Here is a 12531-nt window from a genome sequence, read left to right on the forward strand (position 1 = left end):
ATCGAGCGCAGCAAGAAAACGATCGAGTCTTTCGCGGTCGGCCAACCGCCCCTTGTCATGCTTCGGCGTGATCGTGATCTTGCCGCCCTCGATGCCGAAGATGACTTCGCTGTTGGCGCCAATCCCAAATGTCTCCCGCAGATCCCGTGGGATTGTCACTTGACCTTTGCTCGTCACACGCATGAAACACCCCTTTCTTACAAGTAAGGATTATTCCAACCCGGTGAACAAGTCAAGAACATCGCTATCCAGCGAGTGCCATCCGGTAGGCCACGCTTTGCCGGTGATGCGCGTGGCAGATGGCGATGGCGAGCGCGTCGGCGGCATGCTCGGTATCGAAAATGGCTTTCGGCAACAGCACCTTCACCATCATGTGGATCTGCTTCTTGTCGCCATGGCCGACGCCGATCACCGCCTTCTTGACGGCGTTGGGCGCATATTCGGCAACGACAAGCCCGGCACGCGCCGGCACCAGCATGGCGATGCCGCGTGCCTGGCCGAGCTTCAGCGTCGCCACGGCGTCCTTGTTGACGAAGGTCTGTTCGACCGCCGCCTCGTGCGGCATGGCGGCATGCAGGACTTCGGCAAGCCCGTCATGCAGCTGGCACAGCCGCGTTGCCAGCGCGGCCTTATCGTCTGATTTCACAGTGCCGGAAGCAATGAAGCGCAGCGAATTGCCGAGGCTTTCGACGATGCCCCAGCCGGTGCGCCGAAGCCCGGGATCGATACCGATGATGCGAATCGCTTCCGCCATTTGCCGAGTTTACCTCCGGCGGACAGCGATGCCAGCGAAATGTGAACAAACCGGAAACAGAAGGCGGACCGCGGTCTAACCCCGAGCGAAAGCCGTGTTGAGCAGGCTGATCTGGTCGGAAACCGGGTTGGGGCGGCGAGCCATCGGTTGCATGTCGACCATGGCGCCGGAGCCATAGATCTCGTCGTCCATGCGGCGCACCAACGCTTGCAGGCGCAGCGAGCGGGTGACGAGGTCGAGGAAATCGTCGGGCAGTTCGGCCCAACCGGCGGCTTCGTCATGGGCGGAAGCGGTGTCGAGGCGCACCTTGGACTTTTCCGATGCCACCTGGTCACGGGTCATCTCGCCGGAATTGGCGGCGCGCTGCAAAAGCAGCCAGGAGGCAACCTGCATCAGCCTGGTGGTCAGCCGCATCGATTCGGCCGCGTAGAGCGTGGCGGCCAGCCGCGACAGCTTCTTCGCCTCGGCCCGGCCCTTGCCGTCGAGATATTCGGCGGCCTGTTCGACCAGACCCATGCCTTCCTGATAAAGCGGCTTGAAGGATTGCGAGAAAACCCGGCGTTCCGCCAGCTTGACGGTTTTCGCACTGCCCTTCGAAGGCTCGTTCATTGATACGCCCCTGCACTTGCAACCGGCCGATTCGGCTCCCTGCCGATACACCCGGAACCCTATCTGACTGAAGCTTGAAAATGCGCTTCGTCACCGGTGAAGGCAAGCACATGTTTAACAGAAGGTTAACGGCACCCCTGTCGGGCGGCCCCGCTGGGGTGCGGACAAAAAAGAGAAATCGAGACAAAAAAAGAGCCGCGGATAAGGCGGCTCTCAGGAGTTTAACAGGGAGGCGTCAAACAAAGTGGCTCCAACCACTCGGTAAGAATCCAGATCACTGGATGAACATAGTAAACACCTGTAAAGCTTAATGAAGCCTTAACGGTGCGGATGTTTTTTGACCGAACGCCGCCATACTGTGCCGTAACAGCACAGCATCTCCTGCGTCAGGCTCGGTCAAGCGGTCTTCCAGACCGCCGGCACAGCCTCACCTTCCCTTAGGCTCGGCTCAAGCGGTCTTCCAGACCGCCGGCAAGGCGATGAAGGCGAACAGCAGCATGGCTGCGTAGAAGCCCATCGAGGAGGCCGCCACCAGCGGTTCGATCGCGGCATTGCCGGCAAGCAGGAAATAGAGGCCGATCAGCAGGCCGATGCCGCTGACCGCCGTCAGCCAGAAATGAACTGTGGCGAGCGTCTTCTGCCCGATTGCCGGAAACAAATGGTAGAAGAAGGCGAAGACCGCCGACATCAGCCATCCGGCCACCATCGTGTGGGCGTGGGTCGGCATCTGGCCGTGATCCTGGCTGATCGCCATGTACAGGCCGAGCGCCATGCCGCACAGCGAATAGATGATGGCCAGCGTGAAGAAATTCCGTGCTATCCCTTGCATAATGGTCCCCCGAATTGCCTTTTCCCGCTTGCGGGAATGGGTTGATCGTCAGGCGATTGTTGTCGCCACCGGGCTCCCGGCATTGGCGCACTAATATCGGCAGCGTATCCAGACGATGTCGCGCCAACCCCATCCCGACGATTCGTACATTAGCAGAAAATCAGATAATGCGTTCACAATCTGCGACCTCGCGCGTTGGCCGTAAGCTGAAACAGAGCCGGATTTTTCGCGACATCGTTCCGAAACAGGCGCCACGCTAAACGCCCGCTCCTCTGACGGCCGGCGCAAATCAGCGCCGCCGCAAACCTGACCGGACACTGCAGGAGCAACCCATGGACTGGTACTCGATCGTCAAATTCCTCCACGTCACTACCGCCATTCTGTGGGTCGGCGGTGGCTTCGTACTGTTCCTGCTGGGCATGCTTGCCGAGCGCGCGGGCAACATCGAGGAAAAGCTGCAGGCAATGCGCGCCAGCGGTCAGCTGGGCGGCAGGTTCTTTGCGCCGATGTCGATGCTGACGCTGATCTTCGGCCTCATCATGTGCTGGTTCTGGGTCGGCTTCTCCGATTTGTGGGTAGTCATCGGCCTGGCGGGATACGCCACGACCTTTTCGATCGGCATGTTCATCTTCAAGCCGACCGGGGAGCGCATGGGCGCAATGATCGCCAAGGAGGGCGTCACGCCAGAGGTTCTTGCCATCGGCCAGCGCATGATGAGCGCGGCACGTTTCGACTATGCGGTGATGCTGGTGATCATTGCCGACATGGTGCTCAAACCGACCGTGCATGACATCGGCATCCTTGCCGGCATGGTGCTGGTCGTTATGGTCGGCGCGACACTGGCTTTTGGCGGCAACCGTCGTCTGGTGCCAAGCGCCGCCTGACCCCTAATGACGGGGCGGCTGCGCGGCGGCCTTTCTACATCAGGCCGACAATGCCATCCCACAGCAGCTTCAGCGCCACGACCGCGACGGTTGCGTAGGTGAAGGGATAGAAGGTTTCCGGCCGCATGCGGCGCACCAGCCACGCTCCGGCGATGGTCGACAGCGGCGCCAGCGGCATCAGCACCGCCGATGCCGTCAGATTGGCGGTGTCGAACTGGCCGAGCGCGAAATAGGGCACCAGCTTCAGCGCGTTGGTGGCGGCAAAGAAGATCGCTGCGGTGCCCGACAGAACTTTCGGATCGAGACGGATCGGCAAGGCATAGACCTGGAAGGGCGGACCGCCGACATGGGCAACGAAGCTGGTGAAGCCGGCGACCGTGCCCCAGGTGGCGGCGGCCACGCGGTTTGGCGCGGCCGCGTGATCGGCGCCGTGGCGGAACTGCAGATAGAGCCAGCGCAGGACGAAGATGATGGCGACGGCGCCAACGATCAGCCGCACCGCCTCTTCGGTCACCAGTGCCGCCGTAAGCCAGCCAAGGCCGATGCCGATGACGGCGCCCCGCATCATGTCGACCAGCATCTTGCGGTCGTAAACGCCCCACCACGTCCACACCGAGACGATGTCCATCAGGCACAGGATCGGCAGCAGGATGGCCGCCGCCTGCACCGGCGGCATGGTCAGCGCCATCAGCGGCACGCCGACGAAACCGACGGCACCGCCAAAGCCGCCCTTCGACAGGCCGACCAGAATGACCGCCGGAATGGCGGCCGCATAGAACCACGGATCGAGAAGCAGGCCTGACATGGGAGGGGACTGGTCCGGAGGGAAAGCGTGTCGACGCTTGAATAGCCCAGAATATCGGGCGGAGCGACAGCAAATATGAGCGTGGCGGCCGCACATGCGGGCCGACGCAGGCCTGTGCCTACCGACGCGCCGAGACCAGCAGGAACATCGGCCGCTCGAGCTCTTCCGCCAGTTCGGGTTTGGCCGCAATCTGCTCTGATGTCGGACGGAACTCCTCGACATGCGCGATGGTGAAGCCGGCCTGCAGGAGAGCGTTGAGCGTGGTGCCGATCGTGCGGTGATGTTTCACCACGCCCTTGGCCAGCCAGTCCGTGCTGCGCGGTCCTTCCACCAGATACTGGTCGACAGGCCACGTCTTTCGGCCTTCGCTATCGATCACCCAGCCGGGTTTGGTCGGCGCCATGAAGATCGGATGTTCCGTCGAAAAGACGAAATGCCCGCCAGGCGCCAGGGCCCGATGCACGGTCCCGAACAGACGCGACACATCCTCGACATAGTGCAAGGCGAGCGAACTGTAGACGAGATCGAAGCTGGCTTCCGGCAGGCTGAGCCGATCGAGATCGGCCGTCTCATAGCTTATCCCTGCATCCGGGCCGGCGGCCCTTGCTCGGGCAAGCATCTTCTCCGACAGGTCCAGGCCAAGCACCTGCGCCGCCCCATGCTCGCGTGCCCATCGGCAGAACCAGCCGAAGCCGCAGCCGAGATCGACGACCCTCAAGCCGCCGACATCGGGCAGCATCGCGCGCATCGCCGGCCACTCGGCGGCACCCTCCAGCCCTTCGACCGAACGGCCGAGTTGGCTGTAGCCTGCGAAGAAATCCTCACGGTCGTATATGTTCTGCGCCATGACAGTCTCGGTCTCATTTGGTCGGCACACTAACCAAGCGGCCACCGGCTTTCCACCCGGCTCGATCAGGAGGCATGCAAGACCTTTGCCCTATCCCGAGAAGCAGCCGCGTCCAGCGGTGGCGGCCGCCGCCGGATCGGCTGCGCCTTGATGATGGCGGTGCTTGTCTCCGCCTTGTCGGCGATACGGTCGAGAATCCCGTCGAGATCGCCGATCGAGCGTACGAACAGCCGGGCGACGAAGCAGTCATCGCCCGTCACCTTGTCGCATTCGCCGAATTCGGGGATGTCCTCGATCAGCTTCTGAACGATGTGCAGCTTCCCCGGCAGAGGCCGGATGCGCACGATCGCCTGCAAGGTATAGCCGAGCGCGAGCGGATCGATCTCGACGGTGAACGCCCGGATGACGCCGCGCTCCTCGAGTCGTCGCAGCCGCTCCGAAACGCTTGGCGACGACAGCCCGACCTGGGCGGCCAGCTCCTTCAGCGAGGTCCGCGCATCCTTGACCAGGATTTCAAGGAGATTTCGGTCGAGATCGTCCAGCATCTTTTTCCTTTTCCCGACAGCTGGGAGCTTTCCCCTAATATAATTAGGCCAATAGGCCATACACCCTTTCCAATCTGATGGAAAGCTTCGCGACCGCATGAGATTATGGCGGCTCAACCGATACGGAGGTTTGTTGTGAACGAGACAGTACGCGGCACGGTCGAAATGTCCGCCGCAATGGCCATCCTGGGAACGATCGGATGGTTCGTCGTCCTGTCCGGCCAGCCGATCATGGATGTGGTGTTTTGGCGTTGCGCTTTCGGGGCGCTGACGCTGCTCATCATCTGCGCCGGGCTGGGGTTGCTGCGCAACAGGCTGTCGCTGCGCATCATCGGCATCGCCGCGCTCGGCGGCGTCGCCATCGTCTTCAACTGGCTTTTGCTGTTCAGCGCTTTCTCGCGCGCGTCGATCTCGATCGCCACCGCCGTCTACAACACGCAGCCCTTCATGCTGGTCGGCTTCGGCGCGCTCTTCTTCGCCGAGCGGCTGAGCCTGACCAAGCTGACCTGGCTGACCATCGCCTTCGCCGGCATGGTGCTGATCGTGCAGTCGGCTCCCGATGCCGGCCCCAATGCCGGCATGGCCGGCACGGATTATTTCACCGGCATCGTCATGGCATTGGCCGCGGCCTTCTTCTGGGCCGTCGCCGCCATCGTCACCAAGAAGCTCAAGGGCACGCCACCGCATCTGATTGCGCTGATCCAGGTCTGCGTCGGCGTCGTCATGCTGGCGCCGTTCGCCAATCTATCCCGGCTTCCAGCCGATGCCTGGAGCTGGACCATGCTGGCGACGCTCGGCATCGTCCACACCGGCCTGATGTACATCCTGATGTACGGCGCCATCCAGAAGCTGCCGACGCATCTGCAGGGATCGCTGTCGTTCATCTATCCCGTCGTCGCCATCCTGGTCGACGTCGTCGCCTTCGGCCATCGGCTGCATCTGAGCCAGGTCGTCGGCGCCACCGCCATCCTGATCGCCGCCGCCGGCATGAATCTCGGCTGGACGCTGTGGAAGGGCAAACCGCCCGTCGCGAGCCCGCACCCGATCAAGTGAAGCGGCCCGCCGGCTGCCCGGCGGATCAAACATCGCGATCCCGGCTGCCCGCCTGTTCAAGGCGGGCACTTTGCTCTATGCCGCAATCCAACCATCTTCGCCCGGCATAGGCGAAACGCGGGACCCGAAGAACCATGAATGAAGCAACGCCCCCCAATCGCTGTCGCATCGTGCTGATCGCGCCGCCCGGCGTGCCGGCGGCCCGTATTGTCGCGGCATTCGATGGTGGCGATGTCGCTTCGCTGATCCTGCCCGAGAACGGCATGGATGAAGCCTCGTTCCAGGCTTTCGCCGAACGGATCGTGCCGGCAGCGCAAGCCGCCGGCGTTGCTGTCATCATCGCCGGCGACACCCGCATAGCCGGCCGCGTCCAGGCCGACGGCATCCATGTCGAAGTCTCCAAGGCCGAACTCGCCGAGACGATCGAGCATTTCCAGGCAAAGATGATGGTCGGCACCGGAGGCGCCAAGACGCGTGACGATGCGCTCGAGCTTGGCGAGACGCGGCCAGACTACATTTTCTTCGGCCGCTTCGGCTACGACAACAAGCCCGAACCGCACCCGCGCAACCTGTCGCTCGGCGCATGGTGGGCGGACATGATCCAGATCCCTTGCATCGTCATGGCCGGATCCGACATCGCCTCGGTCGAAGCCGTGGGCGCCACCGGCGCTGAATTCGTGGCGCTGTCGAGCGCCGTGTTCGCCGACGGCACCGACCCCAGGACAGCGGTCGCCACCGCCAACGCGCTGCTCGACGAGACTGCGCCGCGCTTCGAGGACTGAAATGTCATCGGCGACGCTTCCCCTCCAGGCTCTGCTTGCGGTGCTGATGGTCCAGGCGGCGGCCGCGGAGACCATCCCCTTGCCGCAGCCCAAGCCGGAAATCGGCGTCCACGCCGATAAGCCGATCGACAAGCCGTTGCCGCAGCCCGCCACCACGGCCGAACCTGTGCCGCTGCCGTCGGCCGACGCCGTCAATCCCGACCGCTTCGGCGCAAAACCCGCCGACGCGGCCTATGGCGCCTTTCAGCGCGGCCTCTACAAGACAGCTTACAATCTGGCATTGGTCCGGGCGCAAAACGGCGACCCGGCGGCGCAGACCCTGGTGGCCGAGATCCTGTCGCGAGGTCTCGGTGTACCGGTCAATTCGGCGCAGGCGGCGAAATGGTACGCCTTGGCCGCCGAACAGGGTGTGCCGGAATCGCAGTTCCAGTATGCGCTGATGCTGCTCGACGGCCGCTATGTCAAAAAGGATGGAAAAGAGGCCTACGCCCTGATGCAGGCCGCAGCCGAAGCCGGCAACCGGCTGGCGCAATTCAATTTCGCGCAGATGCTGGTCCAGCAGGACCCCGGCGACGCCGGTATGGCCAAGGCGGTCTCCTACTATGAACGCGCCGCTGCGACCGGCCTCGCGGACGCGCAATATGCAATGTCGCAGATCTACGCCAACGGTGTCGGCGGCAAGCCACGCGACGATGCCCAGGCAAGGCGCCTGCTGGCTCAGGCCGCAAGGCAGAACTACGACACCGCGCAAATCGATCTCGCCGCCTGGATGATCGAAGGCCGCGGCGGTGCGCGCGACCTGAAATCCGCCTTCGGCTGGATGAAGCAGGCGGCGGAGGGCGGCAATGTTGCCGCCCAGAACCGCCTGGCCAAGCTCTATATGCAAGGCATCGGCACCGATCCGGACCTGGTCCTTGCCGGTGCCTGGTACATCATTGCCCGCCGCGCCGGCCTCATCGATCCGCAGATGGACGACTTCCTGCAGGGGCTGGACGACGACCAGACCAAGCAGGCGCTGCAGAAGGCCAACCGGCTGCCTTGACGGCGGCCCGCGCGGTCATTGCGAGTGTCACCTCGGCTGCCCTCGCCTGGCACCAACCTGCCCGCTCCCTTGCCTCTTCTGGCGATTTGTGGTCTTGGGAGCCCGAAATCGCTTTCCCAGCGAATATCCCTTACCGACGGCGTGGCCGTAGGCATCATTCCGGATCATCTCATCATGGCCAAGATCAATGGCAACGAAATCCGTCCCGGCTATGTCATCGAGCATGATGGCGGCCTTTGGGTGGCGGTCAGGACCAACACCGTCAAGCCTGGCAAGGGCGGCGCCTACAATCAGGTCGAACTGAAGAACCTCATCAACGGCACCAAGCTCAACGAGCGCTTCCGCTCGGCCGAGACGGTCGAACAGATCCGGCTCGACCTGAAGGATTTTTCCTTCCTCTACGCGCAGGAAGACGCCCTGGTGTTCATGGACACCCAGAGCTACGAGCAGCTCGAATTGAACAAGGATTTCGTCGGCGATCGCGCCGCCTTCCTGCAGGACGGCATGATGGTAACGGTCCAGCTCTACGAAGAGCGGCCGATCGGCATTTCGCTGCCCGACTATGTGACGCTGACCATCACCGAGGCCGACCCGGTGGTGAAGGGCCAGACGGCGGCATCGTCCTACAAGCCGGCGATCCTGGAGAACGGCATCCGCGTCCTGGTGCCGCCCTTCATCGGCGCCGGCGAACGCATCATCGTCGACACCAACGAAATCACTTACGTGCGCCGCGCCGACTGACGCATGTCGCCCAACAGTGGCCCGGTTCCGGGTCACCGACATGCATCGAGGCAGAATTTAAAGCGCAGCACCGGGAAAAAGCACTATGGCACGCTCAGCCCTTCTCAACGTCATGGTCCAGGCCGCAATGAAGGCCGGCCGCTCGTTGTCGCGCGACTTCGGCGAAGTGCAGAACCTGCAGGTCTCGATGAAGGGCCCCGGCGACTATGTCAGCCAGGCCGACCGCAAGGCCGAGGACATCGTCTTCGCCGAACTGTCCAAGGCACGGCCCGGCTATTCCTTCCTGATGGAGGAGCGCGGCGTGGTCGAAGGCGACGACGGCCAGCATCGCTGGATCGTCGACCCGCTCGACGGCACCACCAATTTCCTGCACGGCATTCCGCTCTTTGCCGTTTCGATCGCGCTGGAGCGCCAGGGCCAGATCGTTGCCGGCGTCATCTACAATCCGGCGATGGACGAACTCTACACCTGCGAACGCGGCGGCGGCGCCTTCATGAACGACCGCCGCTTGCGCGTCGCCGGCCGCATCAAGCTGGTCGACACGGTCATCGGCTGCGGCATGCCGCATCTCGGCCGCGGCCACCACGGCAATTTCCTCGTCGAGCTGCGCAACGTCATGGCCGAGGTTTCCGGCGTCCGCCGCCTCGGCTCCGCATCGCTCGATCTCGCCTATGTCGCTGCCGGCCGCATGGATGGCTTCTGGGAAACCGGCCTGTCTGCCTGGGATATCGCCGCCGGGCTGCTTTTGATCCGCGAGGCGGGCGGCTTCGTCTCCGACATGGATGGCGGCCAGGACATGCTCGACAACGGTTCGGTCGTCGCCGGCAACGAGATCATCCAGCGCGCTTTGCTCAAGGTCGTGAAGAAGCCGCTCTCCTCTCGTTGACAGGCAAGCCGCGCCGACAAACCGCCGCGCTGATGCGCCGCAGTCGCAAAACCGCAACGGAAGCTTGAAATACTGGCCGGCATGCGCCCAGATTGGAGGGCGCGGCGCAGGAACCCGGCTTAGTGAGAGACAACGAACCCTACCCCGATATCCCGTTCATCGGACGCTGGCACTATTCGCGTGCCGAGATGATCGCCGACGGTATCGTCCACGCGGTCGGCATCGTGCTGGCGATATCGGCCGGTTCCGCGCTGCTGGCGCTGGCGGCGTTTCGTGTCGGACCCGGCGAATACATCGCCGCCGCCTTCTACGTGGTTTCGCTGCTCACCGTGCTCTCGGTGTCGATGACCTACAATCTGTGGCCGGTCTCGTCGCCGGCAAAATGGGTGTTGCGGCGTTTCGACCACGCCGCGATCTATCTGCTGATCGCCGCGACCTATACGCCTTTCCTGGCGCAGCTCGAAGGCTCGCCGTTGGCGCGCTGGATGATCGTGCTGGTCTGGACCGCGGCAGCGCTGGGCATTGCCATCAAGGTGTTCTTTCCCGGCCGTTTCGACCGGCTGGCGATCGGCTTCTATCTCGCCATTGGCTGGAGCGGCATCATCCTGGTCAAGCCGCTTGTCCAGACGCTACCGACGACATCGATAGCGCTGATCGTTGCCGGCGGCATCGTCTACTCCTGCGGCGTCATCTTCTTCGCCTGGAAGGGGCTGCGCTTCCACAATGCGCTGTGGCACGGTTTCGTCGTCACCGGCGCCAGCCTGCATCTGGCCGCCATGGTCGACTGTCTGGTCATCAATCGCCTCTGACACTATCGACGCGGCAATATTGCCAAGCGCCATTCAATTTGGTCACAATTCCGTTTAGAGTCGCGGTTTACGTGATCGGCGGCGGCATCGGAAACGGGGCACGGATGGCTTTTCTCAGATCCTTCGGCATGGGCAGACGTTCTGATGTCCTGATCTACGACCCACATAAATTATCGAGCCCGCAGGTCTTTCTGCTGACCATGGTGATCTTCCTGGTCATCGTCGCCTTCATCGCCGCCATCCTCACCCGACAGATCTCAACCGCCTTTGGCAGCAATCCCGGCCTCAATGGCCTGATCGTCGGCGTGCTGGTGGTCGGCATCCTTTTGGCCTTCGCCCAGGTCGGGCGACTGTTTCGCGAAGTGCGCTGGGTCAACTCCTTCCGTGCCGGCTCGGAGACGACCGAACCGGTGCTGCTGGCGCCGATGAAGGCGATGATCGGCCGTTCCTCGGCGATGGCCTTCTCGACCAGTTCGATGCGCACCATGCTCGATTCCATCGCCACGCGCCTCGACGAAAGCCGCGACACCTCGCGCTATCTCGTCGGCCTGCTGGTGTTCCTCGGCCTGCTCGGCACCTTCTGGGGACTGTTGAACACCATCGGCTCGATCCGCGAAACCATCGAATCGCTCGATCCCGGCACCGGTGACGCCGCCGCGGTGCTCGATTCCCTGAAGCAGGGGCTTTCGGCGCCGCTGGCCGGCATGGGCACCGCCTTCTCGTCCTCGCTGTTCGGCCTCTCCGGCTCGCTGGTGCTCGGCTTCCTCGACCTGCAGGCCGGCCGCGCCCAGACGCGCTTCTACACCGAACTGGAAAACTGGCTTTCCTCGGTCACCGACCTGTCGTCGGACATCGTCGTCGCCGACCCGGCCAAAACCGAATCCTCCGACGAGATCCGGGTGCTGTCGGAACGGCTGCGCTCGATGCAGGAGAATGGCGGCGGCTCCAACCCGCGCGTCGCCACCGCCATGGCCAATCTCGCCGACGGCATTTCCGGCCTGGTCAAGAATATGCGCTCGGAACAGCAGATCATGCGCGACTGGGTCGAGGCCCAGTCCGACGAGCAGAAGGCGATGCGCAACACGCTGGAAAAGATCGCCGATGCCCTGAAGAAGCCCGGAGTGCACTGACGTGGCACTCGCCAGGGGCCGGCGCACCGATCGCCGCATCGACTACTGGCCGGGCTTCGTCGACGCGCTGTCGACGCTGCTTTTGGCGATCATGTTTCTGCTCACGGTCTTCGTGCTGGCGCAGTTCCTGCTGGGACGCGAAATCTCCGGCAAGGATACGGCGCTCTCGCGCCTCAACTCGCAGATCAACGAACTGACCCAATTGCTGGCGCTGGAGCGCTCGACGGCGCAGGACAAGGATGATTCCCTGGCCAATCTGCAGGCGTCGCTGTCGGCCGCGCAAGCGGAAAAGAGCCGGCTCGAACGATTGCTGGCGCAAGGTGCCGGTGCCGGCGACGCCGCCAACCAGCGTGCAGCGGCGCTCGGCGGCGAACTCGACAGCCAGCGCCAGATCAGCCAGCAGGCGCTGAGCCAGGTCGAGATCCTCAACCAGCAGATCGCGGCGCTGCGCAAGCAGATCGGCGCGCTCGAGGATGCGCTCAACGTCTCCGAAATCCGCGACCGCGATTCCAACACCAAGATCGCCGATCTCGGCCGCCGCCTCAACGTCGCGCTGGCGCAGCGCGTGCAGGAGTTGAACCGCTACCGCTCCGACTTCTTCGGCCGTTTGCGCGAAATCCTCGCCGACCGCGAGAACATCCGCATCGTCGGCGACCGCTTCGTCTTCCAGTCGGAAGTGCTGTTCCCAACGGGCTCCGAGGTGATCAACGATGCCGGCAAGGTCGAGATGAAGAAACTCGCCGACGCCATCATCGAGTTGCAGAAGGAAATCCCGCCCGAGATCAACTGGGTGCTGCGCGTCGACGGCCATACCG

The 12531-nt window shown here is 63.3% G+C and carries 16 protein-coding genes; 9 read left to right on the plus strand and 7 right to left on the minus strand.

Annotated features, from left to right (window positions below; genetic code table 11):
• The 4 genes from EN914_RS08190 to EN914_RS08205 form a co-directional block, all read right to left on the minus strand.
• Positions 1 to 183 (minus strand): AbrB/MazE/SpoVT family DNA-binding domain-containing protein (locus EN914_RS08190; RefSeq protein ID WP_164778685.1); only part of this gene is annotated, 183 nt, incomplete at its 3' end.
• Between the two features lie 61 nt (positions 184 to 244).
• Positions 245 to 754 (minus strand): crossover junction endodeoxyribonuclease RuvC, encoded by a 510-nt coding sequence (gene ruvC / locus EN914_RS08195; RefSeq protein ID WP_024502921.1) that lies wholly within the window; start codon positions 752 to 754, stop codon positions 245 to 247.
• Between the two features lie 75 nt (positions 755 to 829).
• Positions 830 to 1363 carry a DUF1465 family protein gene (locus EN914_RS08200; protein ID WP_024502920.1) on the minus strand — a complete coding sequence of 178 codons (534 nt, stop codon included), beginning with the start codon at positions 1361 to 1363 and terminating at the stop codon, positions 830 to 832.
• Between the two features lie 448 nt (positions 1364 to 1811).
• Positions 1812 to 2192: a hypothetical protein gene (locus EN914_RS08205; protein WP_013529135.1), complete on the minus strand. Its 381-nt coding sequence runs from the start codon at positions 2190 to 2192 to the stop codon at positions 1812 to 1814.
• Between the two features lie 332 nt (positions 2193 to 2524).
• Between EN914_RS08205 and EN914_RS08210 the strand changes: the two genes are divergently transcribed.
• On the plus strand, positions 2525 to 3076 hold the full coding sequence (locus tag EN914_RS08210; protein ID WP_024502919.1) for a DUF2269 family protein: 552 nt from the start codon (positions 2525 to 2527) through the stop codon (positions 3074 to 3076).
• 34 nt (positions 3077 to 3110) lie between these two features.
• Here EN914_RS08210 and EN914_RS08215 read toward each other — a convergent pair whose 3' ends face one another.
• The 3 genes from EN914_RS08215 to EN914_RS08225 all read right to left on the minus strand — a co-directional run bounded on the left by EN914_RS08215 (position 3111) and on the right by EN914_RS08225 (position 5273).
• Positions 3111 to 3881 (minus strand): sulfite exporter TauE/SafE family protein, encoded by a 771-nt coding sequence (locus EN914_RS08215; protein WP_024502918.1) that lies wholly within the window; start codon positions 3879 to 3881, stop codon positions 3111 to 3113.
• 118 nt (positions 3882 to 3999) lie between these two features.
• Positions 4000 to 4728: a bifunctional 2-polyprenyl-6-hydroxyphenol methylase/3-demethylubiquinol 3-O-methyltransferase UbiG gene (locus EN914_RS08220; RefSeq protein WP_024502917.1), complete on the minus strand. Its 729-nt coding sequence runs from the start codon at positions 4726 to 4728 to the stop codon at positions 4000 to 4002.
• Positions 4729 to 4793: 65 nt separating this feature from the next.
• Complete coding sequence (locus EN914_RS08225) at positions 4794 to 5273, minus strand: Lrp/AsnC family transcriptional regulator (RefSeq protein WP_013529131.1); 480 nt, start codon at positions 5271 to 5273, stop codon at positions 4794 to 4796.
• Between the two features lie 135 nt (positions 5274 to 5408).
• Between EN914_RS08225 and EN914_RS08230 the strand changes: the two genes are divergently transcribed.
• The 8 genes from EN914_RS08230 to EN914_RS08265 all read left to right on the plus strand — a co-directional run.
• A complete protein-coding gene (locus tag EN914_RS08230) occupies positions 5409 to 6326 on the plus strand; it encodes a DMT family transporter (RefSeq protein ID WP_024502916.1) in 918 nt (305 codons plus the stop codon).
• A 134-nt stretch (positions 6327 to 6460) separates the two neighbouring features.
• Complete coding sequence (locus EN914_RS08235) at positions 6461 to 7108, plus strand: thiamine phosphate synthase (RefSeq protein ID WP_024502915.1); 648 nt, start codon at positions 6461 to 6463, stop codon at positions 7106 to 7108.
• 1 nt (position 7109) lies between these two features.
• Positions 7110 to 8150: a tetratricopeptide repeat protein gene (locus tag EN914_RS08240; protein ID WP_024502914.1), complete on the plus strand. Its 1041-nt coding sequence runs from the start codon at positions 7110 to 7112 to the stop codon at positions 8148 to 8150.
• 174 nt (positions 8151 to 8324) lie between these two features.
• Complete coding sequence (gene efp, locus EN914_RS08245) at positions 8325 to 8891, plus strand: elongation factor P (RefSeq protein ID WP_013529127.1); 567 nt, start codon at positions 8325 to 8327, stop codon at positions 8889 to 8891.
• Between the two features lie 85 nt (positions 8892 to 8976).
• Complete coding sequence (locus EN914_RS08250) at positions 8977 to 9777, plus strand: inositol monophosphatase family protein (RefSeq protein WP_013529126.1); 801 nt, start codon at positions 8977 to 8979, stop codon at positions 9775 to 9777.
• Positions 9778 to 9899: 122 nt separating this feature from the next.
• Positions 9900 to 10586, plus strand: a complete 687-nt coding sequence (locus EN914_RS08255; protein ID WP_027162532.1) for a hemolysin III family protein — start codon at positions 9900 to 9902, stop codon at positions 10584 to 10586.
• Between the two features lie 104 nt (positions 10587 to 10690).
• A complete protein-coding gene (locus EN914_RS08260; protein ID WP_013529124.1) occupies positions 10691 to 11716 on the plus strand; it encodes a MotA/TolQ/ExbB proton channel family protein in 1026 nt (341 codons plus the stop codon).
• 1 nt (position 11717) lies between these two features.
• Positions 11718 to 12531: peptidoglycan -binding protein (locus EN914_RS08265; protein WP_127389046.1), on the plus strand; the 814-nt coding region annotated here is incomplete at its 3' end.

The sequence above is a fragment of the Mesorhizobium sp. M7A.F.Ca.CA.001.08.2.1 genome (assembly GCF_003998455.1).
GTDB lineage: Bacteria > Pseudomonadota > Alphaproteobacteria > Rhizobiales > Rhizobiaceae > Mesorhizobium > Mesorhizobium ciceri.